A 17,744-nucleotide genomic window follows, 5' to 3' on the forward strand; every position below is an offset into this window, starting at 1 on the left:
GAACCGGCTAAACCGGCCACCGCATCTCTCCGCCCCGCATTTCCTCCCAGACCCTGCCCATGGCGAGCACGCCGCGGTCGTCGAAGCGGCGGCCGACGATCTGGAGGCCGATGGGCAAGCCGGCGGCCGTGAAGCCGGCGTTGACCGAAACGGCCGGGTTCTCGGCCATGTTCCACACCACCGTGTAGCCGATGTGCTCGAAGGGGCGGGAAGGGTCGTGCAGCGGGGAGGCCCATTCGGCCGGGTAGGCCGGCACGGGTGCGGTGGGCGACAGCACGAAATCGTGGTCGGCGAATAGCGCCGCCGCGCCCTTGCGCATCTCCATGGTGCGGTTGTAGCCGCGGATCACGTCGAGGCCGCTGCGGTGGGCGCCGGTTTCGGCCCAGTCGCGTATGTAGGGCAGCACGCGGTCCCGCCGCTCGTCGGAGAGGCGGGAGAGGTCGTCCCAGGCGCGCACGCGCCAGAAATCGTCGAGGCCGTCCAGCATGTCGCGCGAAAGAATCGGCATTACGGGGCGAACCTGGGCGCCCGCCTGCTCGAACAGGCTGGCGGCGCGCTCCACCGCGGTCGCGACCTCGGGGTCAAGCGGCAGCCCCGCGCCGATGTCCAGCATCAGGCCGATCCGGAGCCCCCTCAACGCGATGGAGAGGTCCGCCCAGTTGATCGCCTGCTCGGGCAAGCTGGTTCCGTCGCGCCCGTCGGGGCGGCTGAGCACGCTCATCATCAAGGCGGCGTCCGCGATCGTGCGGGTCATCGGGCCGGCGACGCGGCCCAGAAAGGGCGGGTCGATCGGCACGCGCCCGGCGCTCGGCTTCAGCCCGACGAGGCCGCACCAGCCGGCCGGCAGGCGCACCGAGCCGCCGATGTCGGTGCCAAGATGCAGCGGGCCAAAGCCGGCCGCGCCAGCCGCCGCCGCGCCCGCGCTGGAGCCGCCGGGGTTGAGGCGCGGGTTCCATGGGTTGCGGGCGAGCTTGTGGAAACTCGAGAGGCCGGAAGAAAGCATGCCGTAGTCCGGCATGGTTGTCTTGGCGAGCAGGATGGCGCCCGTCTCGCGCAGCCGCGCGGCCGGCGGCGCGTCAACGGCGGCCGGCGCCAGTTCGGTCGCGGCGGTGCCGAGAGGAACCGGGACGCCCGCCGTGGCGATGTTCTCCTTGATGGTCACCGGGACGCCGTCCAGCGGACCGAGCGGCTCGCCGCGCATCCAGCGGTCGGTCGATTCGCGCGAGGCCCGTCGGGCCGCCTCCGGGTCGAAGGCGTAAAGCGCGCACAGGTCCGGTTCGCGACGCTCGATCTGCGCCACGATGGCGTCCACGGCCTCGGTGGGGCTCAGCGAGCGGGCGCGGTAGCGGTCGAGCAAATCGCAAGCGGACAGAAGCGGGATGGCGGTCACGAGGCGGTCACCGGTGTTGAGCGCGGGTTTTTGCGCAGCTTGGGCCATCCGCGCCGCCATTGCGAGCCGGAGGCGGCGCCATCGAGCCGAAAAGGCCGGCGTTAGGCTGGATTGCTTCGCTGCGCTCGCAATGACGGGAGGAAGCCGGAAGTGTCGCGTCCACTCCACCGTCATCCCCGGGCTTGTCTTGGGAATCCACGCGTGGGGGCGTCGGCATGGATGGCCGGGACAAGCCCGGCCATGACGGGACTATGGCGCGAGTAATACCGAGGCGCGCCGCATCAACCCGCGCCGAAGCAGCTGCGCATTAACCCGCGCTGAAGCGCATCAACAACCGCCCGCGGGATCGTGACCGGACGGACCGGCCTGCGCGCGGCGGTCGCGGTTGCGGGGGGTAGCGCCTTTCCGGTCGCATGTTAGGCTGTGCGACTGGGGCCAGTGGAGCCGCGATGAGCGAAGACGCGCCGGGCCAAGCGCCCGCCTCCAACGTCGACCGAGCCCGTGTGGCGTCGGACCGGATCGGCAGATTGGCCCGACGGGCCTCGCTGACGCTCGTCTGGGAGCGGACATGGCCATGGCTGGCCGGCGCCCTCACGGTCGCGGCGCTGTTCGTGACGTTGTCGTGGCTGGGGCTGTGGCTGGCTGTTCCGATCTGGGCCCGCATGGCGGGCGTCGCCGTGACGGCCCTGTTGCTTCTGGGCGCGCTGGCGGGCGCCGTGCGAGCGCCGCGGCCAAGCTGGCGCGAGAGTCTGTCGCGGCTCGATCGCGATTCCGACCTCGCCCACCGGCCCGCCACAGCGCTCACCGACGAACTCGCCATCAACACAAATGACCCCGGCACCCGCGCGCTGTGGGAGGCCCACCGGGCCCGCGTGCTGGACGCGGCAGCGCGCATTCGCGTCGGCGCCCCGGCCCCCCGCCTGGCCGAGCGCGATCCGTGGGCGATCCGCTTCGCGGGCGCGCTGGCGCTGATCGCGGCGTTTTTTTTCGCCGGCCCGGAGCGCGAGGCGCGGCTGCTGGCGGCTTTCGACTGGTCGGGCGAGACCGCGCCCGGCCAAGCCTTCCGGCTCGACGGCTGGATCGACCCGCCGCCCTACACCCAGTTTCCGCCGGTGCTGCTGGAACTGAAAACCGCCGACGGCTCGGCGGCCGCGCCACGCGTGCGGGCGCCGGTGGGGTCCGCGGTGGTGATCCGCGCCTCGCAGGCGAAAGGGCTCACGGTGACGCCGTCCGGCGGCCTCGCGCCCCCCAAGGCGCCGGACGAGGCTGGCGGCAAGCCGGCCGAAGCCAAAGCGTCTGACGGCAAGCCGGCCGCCGGCAAACAGACTGCGGGCGCCAAGCCAACGGCCGCGACCAGGACGGCCGCCGCTGCCGCTTCGGCCGAACCGCCGCTGGAGAGCCGCTGGACGGTGAGCCGCGACGGTTCGCTGACGGTGACGCGCGGCGCAGCAACGCTGGCGACGATCGCGGTGAGCGCCATCCCGGACCGGGCGCCGACCATTGAGCTCACGGCCGAGCCGCAGCCGGCCGAGCGCGGCGGGCTGACGCTCGCCTATGAGGTGAAGGACGACTACGGGGTGGTTTCGGCCGAGGCGCGCTTTGGCCGGCTGATCCGCAACGGCCAGCCGGTGGACGCCCGGCGTGCGCCGCTGGTTCCAGCCCCGCAGGCTGCGCTCGGCCTGCCGGGCGGCGACAACCGCGAGGGCGAGGCCCGCACCACGGTGGACCTCTCGGACAGCCCCTGGGCGGGCGCGCGGGTGGAAATGACGCTCGTGGCGCGCGACGAGATCGGCCAGGAAGGGCAAAGCACCACCATCCAGGTGACGTTGCCGCAGCGGCCCTTCTCCAAGCCGCTCGCCAAGGCGCTGGTGGAGCAGCGGCGCGACCTGATCCTCGACCCGGCCAGCCGCCGGCGTGTGAACGAGGCGCTGTACGCGCTGATGATCGCCCCGCAGGTCTTCACGCCGGACACGTCGGTGTATCTGGGCCTGCGCGCGGCAGCGACGCGGCTGCGCGGCGCCCGGGCCGACCAGGACCTTGTCAGCGTCGCCGACATGCTGTGGGAAATGGCGCTGAAGATCGAGGACGGCGACCTCAGCGACGCCGAGAAGGCGCTGCAACAGGCGCAGCAGAACCTGAAGGACGCGCTGGAGCGCGGAACCACCGACCAGGAACTGAAGCGCCTGACGCAGGAGTTGAAGCAGGCGCTGGACCGCTACCTGCGCGAATACGCCGAGCAGATGCTCAAGAACCGCGATCCGAACCAGCAGCAGAGCCGGATGGATCCCAACACCCGCATGGTGACGCCGCGCGACCTGCAAAAGATGCTGGACCGCATGGAGGAGATGGCCCGCAAGGGCGACACCGAGAGCGCCCAGCGCATGCTGGAGCAGCTCAAGAACATGCTCAACAACCTGAAGACCGCGCGCCCCGGCCAGCGCCAGATGGACGGTGGCCAGCAGCAGATGGAGCAGGCGCTTGACGACCTCGACAAGATGACGCGGGAGCAGCAGGAGCTGCGCGACAAGACGTTCCGCGAGGGGCAACGCCAGCGCCAGCAGGGCCAGCGCGGGCAGCAGCAGCGCCCGCAACAGGGGCAGCAGCAGGGCCAGAGGGGCCAGAAGGGGCAGCGCGGCCAGCAGGGCCAGCAAGGGCAACAGGGCGAGCCCGGCGATCCGGGCGACGGCCAGGAGATGGGGCAGGGCGAGGGCGGCGAGCAGGAAGGCATGCAGGGCCTCGGACAGCGCCAGCAGGCGCTACGCGAGCGGCTGCGCGAGCTGCAGCGGCAGATGCGCGAGAACGGCATGAACGGCGAGCAGGGCCTCTCGGAAGCAGAGGACGCCATGCGGCAGGCCGAGGGCGCGCTGGGGCAAGGCGAGGACGGCCAGGCCGTGGACCAGCAGGGCCGGGCCCTGGAAGGGCTGCGGCGCGGCGCGCAGGGCCTTGCCCAGCAGATGCAGCAGGGCGACGGAAACCAGCAGGCGGAAGGCGACCCCAACGGCCCCGGCCAGCCCGGCAATCGGCGGGCGCAATCCTCCGAGCCCAACGACGACCCGCTCGGCAGGCCGACGCCCACCACCGAGGCGGGAGACCGCTCCAAGTTCCGCCAGGGCGGCAAGCGCGGCACGCTGGAAGAGCGCGCCCGCGAGGTGACCGAGGAACTGCGCCGTCGGCTGGGCGACCCCAACCGGCCGCAGGAGGAGCTGGATTACCTGCAACGGCTGCTGCCGGTGAACTGAGGGGCGCTACTGCCCGAAATCGAGCATCGCTGAGGAAGCGTGCAATCCCTCCAGCGTCATCCCCGGGCTTGACCCGGGGATCCACGCGCTCGGCGCCCGCGTGGATGGCCGGACCAGCCCGGCCGTGACGGAGAGGCGGCGCGAGACTTGGAGGCGGGCGGCGAAACGCCGCCCTTGGCTGGGGCGGCCGTCAGGCTTAAATCACAAGCGAGCCGCGTCGAACGCGGCGGCGCCAGCGCAGGAGCATTCCGTGGCAGCCCTTCTCAACAACGCCGTGCCGTTCGCGATGGGCGGCGTCGTCCTCGTGCTGCTGATGGGCCTCATCAACATGTTCCGGGGCGGCAGCCCGAACACTTCGCAACGCCTGATGCGCTGGCGCGTGGGGCTGCAATTCGTCACGGTCGTGCTGGTGCTGGCTGTTATCTGGATGCGCGGCTGAGCATAAGCCGCAGGCGTGGCGCCAAAGTCATTGATTGCCTCGCCGATTCTCTTCCACCATAAGCGGAGTACGTTGGCCCCGGTTGTTTTTAACCGGTCGTTAAACATGGCAATGCTCCTGCTGGCGGCAGGGAGACAAGATGCGTCACGTTCGATCCACCCTTGCCGCAGCGCTTTTCGGTAGTTCGATGATCGTCTCGCCTTGGGCGCAGGCCGCAGATTTGGCGCAGCCGCAACCTGCCGGGGCGACCCAGAAAGTTTCGTTTCTATCCGAGTTGCGCCTGGGCGTTTTCGCGCATGATCCCTGGAGCCCCGAGCGCGGGAGCGTTGACGTGAACGCCGAAGCGCTGTTCGCCAAGCCGTTCGACTTTTCCGACCAGCTGGCCTCGGCCTTCGTGCCGCGCCCGCATATCGGCGCGACCTTTAACACGCGTGGCGACACGAGCCACGCCTATGTGGGGCTGGCCTGGACCTTTTCGCTCACCGAGCGGATCTTTCTGGAAGGCGCTCTCGGCGGCGCGCTGAACAACGGGGTCGCCGGGCCCGTGACGCCGGTGGGTCGCTCGGCGATGGGCTGCCACCTGGGTTTCCGCGAGGCGGCCTCGCTGGGCTACCGGTTCACGGACGCGATCAGCCTGATGGCGACCGTGGAGCACATCTCCAATGCGGGCGCCTGCAGCGACAATCGCGGGCTAACGAATGTCGGCATGAGGCTGGGCTACAGCTTCTAGGCCGCTATAACGCTTCCCGAAGACTGCGCTGACGGGAGGCCCGCAATGGTCCGGCTCAACAAGATCTACACCCGCACGGGCGACGACGGCACGACCGGGCTCGGCACCGGCGAGCGCGTGCCGAAGTTCAGCCTGCGGGTGGACGCCTACGGCACCGTGGACGAGACCAACGCGGCCGTCGGCATGGCGCGCATGCATACCGGCGGCGCGCATCCGCTCGTCGACGAGATGCTGGCGCGCATCCAGAATGACCTGTTCGACCTCGGCGCCGACCTTTGCGCGCCCGACGGAGGCAAGCCCCTGCCCTACGAGCCGTTGCGCATCGTCGACGCGCAGGTGGAGCGGCTGGAGGCCGAGATCGATCAGTTGAACGAGTCGCTGTCGCCGCTGCGCTCCTTCGTGCTGCCGGGCGGATCGCCGGCCGCGGCGGCGCTCCATCTCGCCCGCACGGTGAGCCGGCGCGCCGAGCGGCTGATGGTGCAGCTCGCGCAGACGCCCGGGGAGCCTGTGGGCGCGCCGGCCCTTCGCTACGTGAACCGGCTGTCGGATTTCTTTTTCGTCGCCTCCCGCTACGTCAACGACAAGGGCGAGGGCGACGTGCTGTGGATTCCGGGCAAGAACCGCTAGGCCGGCGTCGTTCGCATGAGAACGATACTCGCCGAATGACGGAGACGCTCCGCGTTTCGGCGCGTTGACAAGGCTTCCGGCCCGCCTTTACGGTCCCGGCCTTGCAACGGAACGGCGCCAGCCGGGCTGATTGGTCGCTGCAGCGCATCTCTTGTGGCGCGGGGCGGCGTGATAGTATTCGCGGCTTTCGAACGAGCGGGATGCGGCCGGCGCTCCCCGGAGGAGAAACGATGAAGATCCTCGTGCCCGTGAAGCGGGTGGTCGATTACAACGTGAAGATCCGCGTCAAGGCGGACGGGTCGGGCGTCGAGCTCGCCAACGTCAAGATGTCGATGAACCCGTTCGACGAGATCGCCGTGGAAGAGGCGCTGCGCCTCAAGGAAGCCGGCAAGGCGACCGAGGTCGTGGTGGTGTCGATCGGGCCCGCGCAGGCCTCCGAGACGATCCGCACCGGCCTCGCGATGGGCGCGGACCGCGGCATCCTCGTGAAGGTGGACGGGATCGTGGAGCCGCTGGCGGTGGCCAAAATCCTGAAGGGCGTGGTGGAAGCTGAGCAGCCCGGCCTCGTGATCCTCGGCAAGCAGGCCATCGACGACGATTGCAACCAGACCGGCCAGATGCTGGCCGCCCTGCTGGGCTGGGCCCAGGGCACCTTCGCGAGCAAGGTCTCGGTCGGCGGCGACGCCATCGAGGTGACGCGCGAGATCGACGGTGGTCTGCAGACCGTGGAGCTGAAGCTCCCCGCGATCGTGACCACCGACCTGCGCCTCAACGAGCCGCGCTACGCGTCGCTGCCCAACATCATGAAGGCCAAGAAGAAGCCCATCGACGAGAAGACCGCCGCCGATTTCGGCGTCGACACCGCCCCGCGCCTCAAGGTGCTCACCACGGCCGAGCCGGCGGGCCGCAAGGCCGGCGTCAAGGTGGCGTCGGTGGAAGACCTCGTGGCCAAGCTCCGTAACGAAGCGGGAGTGATCTGATGCCGACCCTGCTCCTCGCAGACCACGACAACGCGTCACTCAAGGACGTCACCGCCAAGGCGCTTACGGCCGCCAAGGCGCTTGGCGGCCCGGTCCACGTGCTGGTGGCCGGCTCCGGCGCGCAGGCCGCCGCTGACGCGGCCGCCAAGCTCGACGGCGTCGAGAAGGTGCTGCTCGCCGATTCGCCCAGCTACGCCAACGGCCTCGCTGAGCCGCTCGCGGCGCTGATCGTCAGCCTCGCGGGCTCGTATGACGCCATCGTGGGCTCGTCGACGTCGACCGCCAAGAACGTGCTGCCGCGCGTCGCCGCGCTTCTGGACGTCATGCAGGTGTCGGACGTCATCAAGGTGGTGTCGGCCGACACGTTTGAGCGGCCGATCTACGCCGGCAATGCGCTGCAGACCGTGCAGGCGACCGACGCCAAGAAGGTTCTCACGGTGCGCACCGCGTCGTTCGGGGCGACTGGCGCCGGCGGCTCGGCTCCGGTCGAGAGCGTGGCGGCCGCGGCCGACCCGGCGCTGTCGACCCACAAGGGCGAGAGCCTGTCGAAGTCCGACCGGCCGGAACTGACCTCCGCCAAGATCATCATCTCGGGCGGTCGCGCCATGCAGAACGCCGAGAACTTCAAGACCTACATCGAGCCGATCGCCGACAAGCTCGGGGCCGCCATGGGGGCGTCGCGCGCGGCTGTGGACGCCGGCTACGCGCCCAACGACTGGCAGGTCGGCCAAACCGGCAAGGTGGTCGCGCCGGACCTCTATATTGCGGTCGGCATCTCGGGCGCGATCCAGCATCTCGCCGGCATGAAGGACTCCAAGGTCATCGTCGCCATCAACAAGGACGAGGAGGCGCCGATCTTCCAGGTGGCCGACTACGGGCTCGTGGGCGATCTGTTCCAGCTCCTGCCGGCGCTGAAGGACGAATTGTCCAAGTAAGGACGCCGCACGCCCGCGCGCCGCCGGCTTTTGGCTTGCGGCGCGCGGGCGTCATAGACCATTGTCCGCCTCCACGCTGGCGTGCGGTGGTCTAGATTGGACCCGGCCGCGCGCGGCGGGTTTCGCACGGTAGAGGACGGCCCCGGCCGCACAGCAATCATGTCGATCGAAATTCGCAAGGTGGGCATCATCGGCGCCGGCCAGATGGGCAACGGCATCGCGCAGGTCTGCGTGCAGGCCGGTATCGACGTGATGTTGAACGACCTCAGCGAAGACCGGATCACGGCCGGCATCGCGGCGATCGACTCAAATCTCGGCAAGCTGGTGCAGAAAGGCTCGATGGACGACGCCGAGCACCGCACCGCGCTGCAGCGCGTGCAGCCTGCCCGAAGCTTCGACGATCTCGGCGCCTGCGACCTCGTGATCGAGGCCGCCACCGAGAACGAGGAAGTGAAGCGCAAGATCTTCGCGCAGCTCTGCGCCTCGCTGAAGCCGGACGCCATGGTGGCGTCCAACACGTCCTCGATCTCGATCACGCGGCTGGCCTCCGTGACGGACCGGCCCGAGCGCTTCATCGGCATCCACTTCATGAACCCGGTCCCGCGCATGCAGCTCGTGGAGCTGATCCGTGGCATTGCGACCGAGGACCCGACCTTCGAGGCCGCCAAGGACCTGATCGCCAAGCTCGGCAAGACAGTGACGGTGGCGGAGGATTTCCCGGCCTTCATCGTCAACCGCATCCTGCTGCCGATGATCAACGAGGCGATCTACACGCTCTACGAGGGCGTCGGCTCGGTGGACGCCATCGACACCGCCATGCGGCTCGGCGCCAATCACCCGATGGGCCCGCTGCAGCTCGCCGATTTCATCGGTCTCGACACTTGCCTGTCGGTGATGCAGGTGCTGCACGAGGGCCTGGCGGACTCAAAGTACCGGCCCTGCCCGCTGCTGGTGAAATACGTCGAGGCCGGCTGGCTCGGCCGCAAGACCCGCCGCGGCTTTTACGACTATCGCGGCGAAAAGCCGATGCCGACCCGCTAATCGGATTGGCTCTCCGCAAAACCTGACTGGAACGCCCCAGCCACACCCTTTCCCTCGATGGGAGGGTGGGCGCTTCGCCCCTGCGCGTCATCGCCGAAATTGGCGTGGGCGGTCACAATCGTGCGGTTTCTGGCCTATCGGCTTAAACCTCCGCAAAGGGTTGGGCGCTAGTCTCGCGCCCCATGAGCACCATTGGCCCCGTGGATCCCCTGTCGAGCATCATGACCATGCAGCAGGACGCCCTGCAGCAGCAGGTCGGCATCGCGGTGATGAAGCAACAGATCACCGCCGAGCGGTCCCTGCTTTCGATGCTCGACTCGGCCTCGCAGGCCGTGGAGGCCGCGCCGGCCCCAGGAACCGGAACCAAGGTCGACGTTCGGGCCTGAGCCCGCGACCGCGCGTCACGCGACGTCCGCCGCACTTCACAAGACCGTCACGACAGGCATAGACTATTCGGCAGAGTGGATTCGGTTCGCTCTGCGGAGTAGGAGGCGCTTTCGGTGACGATCCACGTTCACCAGCCCCACATCCATCATCCCGTGTCGCCGGAGGCGTGTCCGGCGCTGGTGCTCAATGCGGACTACCGGCCTCTAAGCTACTACCCGCTGTCGTTGTGGAGTTGGCAGGACGCCATAAAGGCGGTGTTCCTGGACCGGGTGAACATCATCTCGCATTATGACAAAACGGTTCGAAGTCCCACCTTCGAGATGCAACTGCCCTCGGTCGTGTGCCTCAAGACCTACGTCAAGCCTTCCCGGCATCCAGCCTTCACCCGCTTCAACGTTTTCCTGCGCGACCGCTTCACCTGCCAATATTGCGGCTCTCGGGACGACCTGACTTTCGATCACGTGATTCCCCGCTCCAAGGGCGGGCAGACGACCTGGGAGAACGTGGTAGCGGCCTGTTCCCCCTGCAATCTGCGCAAGGGCGACCGCATGCCCCGGCAGGTCGGCATGATCCCGCACCAGGCCCCCTACGCCCCCTCGGTCAGCGATCTGCACCAGAACGGCCGGCTCTTCCCGCCGAACTACCTGCACGAGAGCTGGATGGATTACCTGTACTGGGATTCGGAGCTGGAGCCGTAAGGACCGGGCTGGATGGCGGCTGGTTGCCCCTCCGTCATGGCCGGGCCTGACCCGGCCATCCACGTTGCTGGCCGACGGGCAAATGCCCGGGACAAGCCCGGGCATGAGTTCAAAGCGGCCCCGGAGCTGCGATCAGCGCGACTTCTTGTAGAGCTTCTGGGCGATCTCAAACATTTCCTCGGGCGCGTAGTCGGGCGTGAAGGCCGACGGAACGCCCGTCAGTTGGTGGATCTTGCCGCCTTCAGGCATGCCTTCCACGACTTCCAATTCGCCTGGCGGGTCGTTCGGGAGCGCGACTTCGCCGTTGCCCCAGATGCCCGACATCTCTTTGTAGTCGCCGGGGCTGAAGCTGTAGAGGCGGCGGTGCGAGCCTTCCTGCAGGTATTTTTGACACTCGGGAATGTTGCCGAGCGGGATGTTGGGCGTCGGGAGCATCTTCTCGATCTCGACGCCGGTGATCTTCTTCAGAGCCAACGCATAGGCGTGGGCGTGAACAGAACCACGAACAAGGAGGTAGCCGCAGACCTCGCGGCCGGTCGGGTCGGTCAGGGTCTCGTAGACGCGGAGCTTGTGCAGGCGCGCGCCGCATTCGAGGTGAAAGTTGTGCAGCAGGTCCAGCACCACATTGCCCGTCGTGGTGATGAAGTCGTTGTTCCAGGATTGGCCATTGCTGTTGACCGGCGTGACCCCGCCGCCATTCGACAGAAAGGCGGCCGCGAGGCGGATGTCCTTCATGTCCTCGAACGGCGCGCCCGAGATGTCGCCCCCGTCCTGCTCGTCGCCGTCGTTGTCGGGACCATTGTTCAGCATGGCGACGCCATTGCTGACGAGTTCGACATGGCCGAGCTCCTCGGCCGTGATCGCGGCGACGAGGCTGTAGAACGGCCGCAGCTTGGCCTTGCTGCGAAAATTGAAGCTCTGGAACATGTAGTTCCCGAGCGTGCTCATCTCGCCGTACTTTCCGCCCAGCAGTTCCTGTAGCGCGGCGGCGGCGTTGGGATCCTTGCGCTTGGGCGCCGGCAGTTCGGCTTGCAGCTTGTCGACTCGCATGAACATGGGTGCGCTCCTGGCTGCCATACTCAAGCAGTCGCACAGGTGCGATCAGCAACGAGCTGGCGAATAATGGTGGAGATCAGGGTGTTCCAGCGTGGCCGCCAGACCTGACCCAACCGAACATCCGCTGGCAGGTTCCGAATTCTTCCCAGAGCGCAAAGACGTAGACGGTTGCGCACCCCCGCGGTGGCGGGGGTTGCGCTTCAGGCGAACTGCCCGTGGCAGTGCTTGAACTTCTTGCCCGAGCCGCACGGGCAAGGCTCGTTGCGGCCGACGCGGCCCCATGTGGAGGGATCATTGGGGTCGCGCTGCGCGGCCGGCACGACCTCCTCGGCCGAGAAGCCCAGCTGCGCGGCCGCGCGGGTGGTTGGATCGCCCGCCATCGCCATCTCGTTCTCGCCCGTGAGCGGATCGATGTGCGTGGCGTGCATGGGCGGCAGCTGCGGCTGTTCGGGCTCCTGGAACATCACCTCGACGCGCATCAGCTGGGCGGTCACCTGCTCGCGCAGCTGGCCGATGAGGCCGTCGAAGAGCTCGAAAGCTTCCTGCTTGTACTCGTTCAGCGGGTCGCGCTGCGCCATGGAGCGCCAGCCCACCACTTGCCGCAGGTGGTCGAGCGTCACCAGGTGCTCGCGCCAGAGGTGGTCCAGCATCTGGAGAAGCACCTGCTTCTCCACATACGTCATCACGTCCGGCGTGTTCTTCTCGATGCGCTCCGCATAGGCCTCATCGGCCGCCGTCTTGATGCGCTCGCGGATTTCGTCGTCCGCGATGCCCTCTTCCTTCGCCCAATCGGCGACGGGCAGCTCGAGGTTGAGGAGGCGCAGCACTTCCTCGTCCAGGCCCGCGATGTCCCACTGCTCCGGATAGGCGCCCTCGGGGATATGCTTGGCGACGAGGTCGTCGACCACGCCGTGGCGCATGTCGTCGATGGTGGCGCGTACGCTCTCCTCGCCCATGAAATCGCGACGCTGCTCGAACACCACTTTGCGCTGGTCGTTCATGACGTCGTCGTATTTCAGGATGTTCTTGCGCATGTCGAAGTTGCGGGCTTCGACCTTCTGCTGCGCCTTCTCGATCGCCCGGTTGATCCAGGGATGGATGATCGCCTCGTCCTCCTTGAGGCCGAGTTTCTGCAGCATGCCGTCCATGCGCTCGGACCCGAAGATGCGCATCAGGTCGTCCTGCAGGGACAGATAGAACTTGGAGCGGCCTGGGTCGCCCTGGCGGCCTGAGCGGCCGCGCAACTGGTTGTCGATGCGCCGGCTCTCGTGGCGCTCGGTGCCGACCACGTAGAGGCCGCCGGCCGCCAACGCCTTCTGCTTCAGTTCGGCCACCTCGGCCTTGATGGCGGCGATCTGGGCGTCGCGCTCGGGGCCTTCGGGGATGTCGGCGAGCTCGTGGCGTACGCGCATGTCGACGTTGCCGCCGAGCTGGATGTCGGTGCCGCGGCCGGCCATGTTGGTGGCGATCGTCACAGCGCCGGGCACGCCCGCCTGCGCGACGATAAACGCTTCCTGCTCATGGAAGCGGGCGTTCAGAACCGCGAAGGTCTTGGAAGGCACGCCAGTCTTGGCGGCGCGGTAGAGCGGCTCCAGCGCCTTGGGGCTGGTGAAATCGATCAGCGTGTAGCCTTGCTCGACCATGAAGTCGGCGAGCTGCTCGGACTTCTCGATCGAAGTTGTGCCGACCAGGATGGGCTGGCTCTTCTCGGCCGCCTCCTCGATCTCGCGCACGATGCCCTTCAGCTTCTCGGCCTGCGTGCGGTAGACCTCGTCGTCCTCGTCGATGCGGGTGACGCCGATATTGGTCGGGATCTCGACCACCTCGAGCTTGTAGATGTCCAGGAACTCGTCCGCTTCGGTGGCGGCCGTGCCGGTCATGCCGGCGAGCTTGCCATAGAGCCGGAAATAATTCTGGAACGTGATCGACGCGAGCGTCTGGTTCTCGGGCTGGACCTGGACGTGCTCCTTGGCCTCCAGCGCCTGGTGCAGGCCTTCCGAATAGCGGCGGCCCGGCATCATTCGGCCGGTGAACTCGTCGATGATCACCACTTCGTCGTTGCGGACGATGTAGTCCTTGTCGCGCTGGAACAGCGTGTGGGCGCGCAGCGCCTGGTTGACGTGGTGCACCAGCGTGGCGTTCACGCCGTCATAGAGCGAGCCTTCCTTGAGGAGGCCGGCCTCCGCGAGCAGCTCCTCGATGTGCTCGTTGCCCTGCTCGGTGAGCGACACGGCTCGCTGCTTCTCGTCCACCTCGTAGTCGCCCTTGGCAAGCTTGGGCAGCAGCAGGTCGATGGAGTTGTAGAGGTCGGAGCGGTCGTCCAGCGGGCCCGAGATGATGAGCGGGGTGCGCGCCTCGTCGACCAGGATGGAGTCGACCTCGTCCACGATCGCGAAGTTGTGTCCGCGCTGGACCATCTGGCCGAGCTCGTACTTCATGTTGTCGCGCAGGTAGTCGAAGCCGTACTCGTTGTTGGTGCCGTAGGTGATGTCGCACGCATAGGCTTCGGCGCGCTGAACGTCGTCCAGGCCGTGCACGATGATGCCGACCGAAAGGCCGAGGAAGCGGTAGACCTGCCCCATCCACTCGGCGTCGCGGCGGGCAAGGTAGTCGTTCACCGTCACCACATGCACGCCCTTGCCGGCGAGCGCGTTCAGGTAGGTCGGCAGCGTGGCGACGAGGGTCTTGCCTTCGCCGGTCTTCATCTCCGCGATGGAGCCTTCGTGCAGCACCATGCCGCCGATGAGCTGCACGTCGAAATGGCGTTGGCCGAGCACGCGCTTGGCGGCCTCGCGCACGGTCGCGAAGGCGGCCGGCAGGATGTCGTCGAGCGTCTTGCCGGCTGCGAGCTCCTGTCGGAACTGGTCGGTGCGGGCGCGCAGCTGATCGTCCGTAAGGGCCGAGACTTCCGGCTCCAGGGCGTTGATGGCCGCGATCTTGGGCTTGTACGTCTTGAGCCGGCGATCGTTGGCCGAACCGAACACCTTCTTGGCAAGTGCGCCGAACATCGAGAACCCTTCTCACGTCGAAAGGCGGCGCGGCAGGCCGAGGCCAGGCGCCGTAGAGGTTTTGTCGGAGGGGCTTATAGCGCCATCCGCGTCGGGACGCACGGCTGTTGTGGGCCTTGCGCGAGAGGAACCGCGACCCTGCCCACCCGGGGGCGTTCGCCCAAACGGGGCCGCGCCCTCGTCAAGATGGTGTCACGATCGGCTTTTTCAAAGGGAGGGCTGCACTGCGCGCCAAAGACGTCTTGCGCGCGGATGCGCGTTGCTCCACTTGTTCGCGCGACACCGCGCTTAGCCCTTGCGCTCCCGGGCGCCGACACGGATCTCGAGAATGACCATCGCTCACGCGTCCAACCTCCGTCCCGCCGCCATTCTGGCGGCCGCCGCCCTGGCGCTCGGCCTCTCTTTCGGCGCGGCCTCGGCCCAGACGGCCGCGGCCGGCGACAAGGTCGTCGCCACTGTGGACGGCATGAAGATCACCGAAAAGGACCTCGACCTCGCGGCCGACGATCTCGGCGCCAACATGCCGCAGATGCCGGAGCCGGCGAAGCGCGACTACCTGGTGGGCTACCTCGCCGACCTGAAACTCGGCTCGCGCGCCGCCGCCACCGCCAAGGTGGACGCCAGCCCGGACTTCGCGGCACGCGCCGCCTACCAGCGCGACAAGCTGCTGCTGGACGAGTATCTCAGCCAGGAAGCCAAGAAGGCCGTCACGGACGAGAAGATGAAGGCGCTCTACGCCGACACCGTGAAGGACCTGAAGCCCGAGGAAGAGGTGCACGCCCGCCACATCCTGGTGGAGCAGGAAGCCGACGCGAAGGCCGCGGCCGAGCGGGTGAAAAAGGGCGAGGACTTCGCTAAGGTGGCGGCCGAGCTCTCCAAGGATCCCGGTTCGGGCAAGGAGGGCGGCGACCTCGGCTGGTTCTCCAAGGAGCGCATGGTGCCGGAATTCGCCGACGCGGCGTTCAAGCTGCAGCCTGGTCAGGTCTCCGAGCCGGTGAAGAGCCAGTTCGGCTGGCACGTCATCAAGCTCGAGGAGAAGCGGACGAAGCCCGTGCCTCCCTACGACGAGGTCAAGGAGCAGATCAGCCAGTACCTGACCCGCAAGGCCCAGACCGACGTCGTGCTGGCGCTGCGCTCCAAGGGCAAGGTCGAGCGGCTGGACAAGCCGGCCGACGCCGGCGCCGCGGCGGCGGCGGGCGCCACTCCGGCGGCCGAGCCCAAGAAGCCCTGATCCACAGGTCATCCACAGCCGGGGGCGGTTTTCTCCCCCGGCTTTTTCTTGTCCTTTCCACAGCCGCAGGCCGATCCGGCCGAAGCTCTCCCGTCTCGATCGAACCGTCGAGGATCGCCATGGCGACCGCCGTTTCCCCGCTCGCGCCCGCCTCGTTTCCAGACTTGCCGCCCATCGCGGGCGTAAGCTTCGCGACCGCCGCGGCCGGCATCCGCTACAAGGGGCGCACGGACGTGCTGCTGCTGCGGCTCGCCGAAGGAACCACTGCGGCCGGCGTGTTCACGCGTTCCCGCTGCCCCTCGGCCCCGGTGGATTGGTGCCGCAAGGCGCTGCCGGGCGGAACCGCGCGCGGGCTGGTGGTGAATTCCGGCAACGCCAACGCGTTCACGGGCAAGACCGGCGCCGACGCGGTGCGGCTCACGGCCGACATCGCCGCCAAGGCCCTGGGCTGCCGGCCGGGCGAGATCTTCCTGGCCTCGACGGGCGTGATCGGCGAGCCGCTGGACGCCACGAAGTTCGAGGGCGTGCTGGCGGACTGCGCCAAGCGCGCCTCCGAGGGGCCGTGGATTGAGCCCGCCAAGGCGATCATGACCACCGACACCTACCCGAAGGGAGCCACCGCCAAGGCGACCATCGGGGGCGTCCAGGTGACCATCAACGGTATCGCCAAGGGGGCCGGCATGATCGCGCCCGACATGGCGACCATGCTGTCCTTCGTGTTCACGGATGCGCCGATCGCCGCCGAGGCGCTGCAGGCCATGCTGTCGCGCTCCGTAAAGGGGTCGTTCAACGCCATTACGGTGGACAGCGACACCTCCACGTCCGACACCCTGATGCTGTTTGCCACGGGCGCGGCCGAGGCGCGGGGCTGCCCGCGCATCACGGAGGCTTCGGACCGCCGGCTCGCCGGCTTCCGCAAGGCGCTGGACGCCGTGCTGCTGGATCTAGCCCACCAGGTGGTGAAGGACGGCGAGGGCGCCCGCCACTTCATTGGCGTGACCGTGGAGGGCGCGGTGAGCGCGACCTCGGCAAAGCGCATCGCCAAGTCTATCGCGGACTCGCCGCTGGTGAAAACCGCCATCGCGGGCCAGGACGCCAACTGGGGCCGCGTCGTGATGGCGGTCGGCAAGGCGGGAGAACCCGCCGACCGGGACAGGCTGGCGATCTCTTTCGGCCCGCACCGCGTCGCCGTGAAGGGCGCGCGGGACGGGAGCTACGACGAGAAGACCGTCTCCGACTACATGAAAGGGCAGGACATCGACATTCGGGTCGATCTCGGCCTTGGCAACGGCAAGGCGACCGTGTGGACGTGTGATCTCACCAAGGAATACGTGGAGATCAACGGGGATTACCGGAGCTGACCAAAAACTTGCGTGCGGCAGGTTGCGCGCGCGGCGGTCGGTTTCCGGGTTCCGGGAGGGCTTCTAAGCTCCGGTCTTTCAGGCCGGAGCATTTTTCATGATCGGTTGGCGAGCGGGCGTTTGCGCCCTTGCGATGGCGGGCCTCACGGCCTGCGTGCAGCAGCAGAAGATCGAGACCTCGTTCGACGACGCCATGGCGGCGCACGCCAAGGCGCAGCTCGAAACCGGCGAGGCGACCATCAAGGGCAGCGCCTTTCTGCGCAAACCCTCGGGCAACTTCGCCACGGCGGGCGGCGAGTGGGTGTACCTGATCCCGGCGACGCCCTACGCGGAGGAGCGGTTCAGGAAGCTGTTCTCGGACGGCCGCTACAACAGCGCCGTATTCGGCAACGGCGTCGCTCCCGCGGACCCGCGCTACAGCGATGCAATGCGCAAGCTGAAGGCGCACAAGGACGGCTCGTTCCGGTTCGAGAACGTGAAGCCAGGGCGCTACTTCGTCTCGACAACGCTCACCTGGCTGCCGAAGGACGAGTACCTCCCCCACGGCGGCGCCATCTTCGACGAAGTCACCGTGAAAGGCGACGAGACCGCCGAGGTTATCTTGTCGGGCAAATAGCCGTTC

The 17,744-nt window shown here is 67.9% G+C and carries 15 protein-coding genes; 12 read left to right on the forward strand and 3 right to left on the reverse strand.

Annotation, left to right across the window (positions count from 1 at the left end; all coding sequences use genetic code 11):
- Positions 1 to 7 precede the first annotated feature (7 nt).
- On the reverse strand, positions 8 to 1,438 hold the full coding sequence (locus IEV99_RS20880) for an amidase (protein WP_188519789.1): 1,431 nt from the start codon (positions 1,436 to 1,438) through the stop codon (positions 8 to 10).
- 401 nt (positions 1,439 to 1,839) lie between these two features.
- Here IEV99_RS20880 and IEV99_RS20885 point away from each other — a divergent pair, with 401 nt between their 5' ends.
- The 9 genes from IEV99_RS20885 to IEV99_RS20925 all read left to right on the forward strand — a co-directional run bounded on the left by IEV99_RS20885 (position 1,840) and on the right by IEV99_RS20925 (position 10,466).
- The gene (locus IEV99_RS20885) at positions 1,840 to 4,629 is read left to right on the forward strand and encodes a TIGR02302 family protein (RefSeq protein ID WP_188519790.1); all 2,790 of its coding nucleotides are present in this window, start codon (positions 1,840 to 1,842) and stop codon (positions 4,627 to 4,629) included.
- A gap of 250 nt (positions 4,630 to 4,879) precedes the next feature.
- Complete coding sequence (locus tag IEV99_RS20890; RefSeq protein ID WP_188519791.1) at positions 4,880 to 5,068, forward strand: twin transmembrane helix small protein; 189 nt, start codon at positions 4,880 to 4,882, stop codon at positions 5,066 to 5,068.
- Between the two features lie 331 nt (positions 5,069 to 5,399).
- On the forward strand, positions 5,400 to 5,798 hold the full coding sequence (locus IEV99_RS20895; protein WP_244643999.1) for an acyloxyacyl hydrolase: 399 nt from the start codon (positions 5,400 to 5,402) through the stop codon (positions 5,796 to 5,798).
- Positions 5,799 to 5,843: 45 nt separating this feature from the next.
- Entirely contained in the window at positions 5,844 to 6,425 is a 582-nt protein-coding gene (locus IEV99_RS20900) for a cob(I)yrinic acid a,c-diamide adenosyltransferase (protein ID WP_188519793.1), read from the forward strand.
- 230 nt (positions 6,426 to 6,655) lie between these two features.
- Positions 6,656 to 7,405: an electron transfer flavoprotein subunit beta/FixA family protein gene (locus IEV99_RS20905; protein ID WP_188519794.1), complete on the forward strand. Its 750-nt coding sequence runs from the start codon at positions 6,656 to 6,658 to the stop codon at positions 7,403 to 7,405.
- Positions 7,405 to 8,340 (forward strand): electron transfer flavoprotein subunit alpha/FixB family protein, encoded by a 936-nt coding sequence (locus tag IEV99_RS20910; RefSeq protein WP_188519795.1) that lies wholly within the window; start codon positions 7,405 to 7,407, stop codon positions 8,338 to 8,340. Before IEV99_RS20905 ends, IEV99_RS20910 begins: the two co-directional genes overlap by 1 nt.
- A gap of 159 nt (positions 8,341 to 8,499) precedes the next feature.
- Complete coding sequence (locus tag IEV99_RS20915; RefSeq protein WP_188519796.1) at positions 8,500 to 9,381, forward strand: 3-hydroxybutyryl-CoA dehydrogenase; 882 nt, start codon at positions 8,500 to 8,502, stop codon at positions 9,379 to 9,381.
- A gap of 182 nt (positions 9,382 to 9,563) precedes the next feature.
- The gene (locus IEV99_RS20920; RefSeq protein ID WP_244644000.1) at positions 9,564 to 9,767 is read left to right on the forward strand and encodes a putative motility protein; all 204 of its coding nucleotides are present in this window, start codon (positions 9,564 to 9,566) and stop codon (positions 9,765 to 9,767) included.
- Positions 9,768 to 9,908: 141 nt separating this feature from the next.
- A complete protein-coding gene (locus IEV99_RS20925) occupies positions 9,909 to 10,466 on the forward strand; it encodes an HNH endonuclease (RefSeq protein WP_188520281.1) in 558 nt (185 codons plus the stop codon).
- A 132-nt stretch (positions 10,467 to 10,598) separates the two neighbouring features.
- Here the strand turns inward: IEV99_RS20925 and IEV99_RS20930 are convergent, their stop codons facing one another.
- A complete protein-coding gene (locus IEV99_RS20930; protein ID WP_188519797.1) occupies positions 10,599 to 11,522 on the reverse strand; it encodes a manganese catalase family protein in 924 nt (307 codons plus the stop codon).
- Positions 11,523 to 11,722: 200 nt separating this feature from the next.
- Entirely contained in the window at positions 11,723 to 14,530 is a 2,808-nt protein-coding gene (secA, locus tag IEV99_RS20935; protein ID WP_188519798.1) for a preprotein translocase subunit SecA, read from the reverse strand.
- Positions 14,531 to 14,858: 328 nt separating this feature from the next.
- On the opposite strand from secA, the gene IEV99_RS20940 reads away from it, so the two are divergent.
- The 3 genes from IEV99_RS20940 to IEV99_RS20950 all read left to right on the forward strand — a co-directional run bounded on the left by IEV99_RS20940 (position 14,859) and on the right by IEV99_RS20950 (position 17,738).
- Positions 14,859 to 15,761, forward strand: coding sequence for a peptidylprolyl isomerase (locus tag IEV99_RS20940; RefSeq protein ID WP_188519799.1), 903 nt, complete (start codon positions 14,859 to 14,861; stop codon positions 15,759 to 15,761).
- Positions 15,762 to 15,880: 119 nt separating this feature from the next.
- Positions 15,881 to 17,122, forward strand: coding sequence for a bifunctional glutamate N-acetyltransferase/amino-acid acetyltransferase ArgJ (argJ, locus tag IEV99_RS20945; protein ID WP_188519800.1), 1,242 nt, complete (start codon positions 15,881 to 15,883; stop codon positions 17,120 to 17,122).
- A gap of 97 nt (positions 17,123 to 17,219) precedes the next feature.
- Positions 17,220 to 17,738 carry a carboxypeptidase regulatory-like domain-containing protein gene (locus IEV99_RS20950; RefSeq protein ID WP_188519801.1) on the forward strand — a complete coding sequence of 173 codons (519 nt, stop codon included), beginning with the start codon at positions 17,220 to 17,222 and terminating at the stop codon, positions 17,736 to 17,738.
- The last annotated feature ends 6 nt before the right edge of the window (positions 17,739 to 17,744 follow it).

Source organism: Alsobacter metallidurans, from assembly GCF_014636935.1.
Lineage (GTDB): Bacteria > Pseudomonadota > Alphaproteobacteria > Rhizobiales > Beijerinckiaceae > Alsobacter > Alsobacter metallidurans.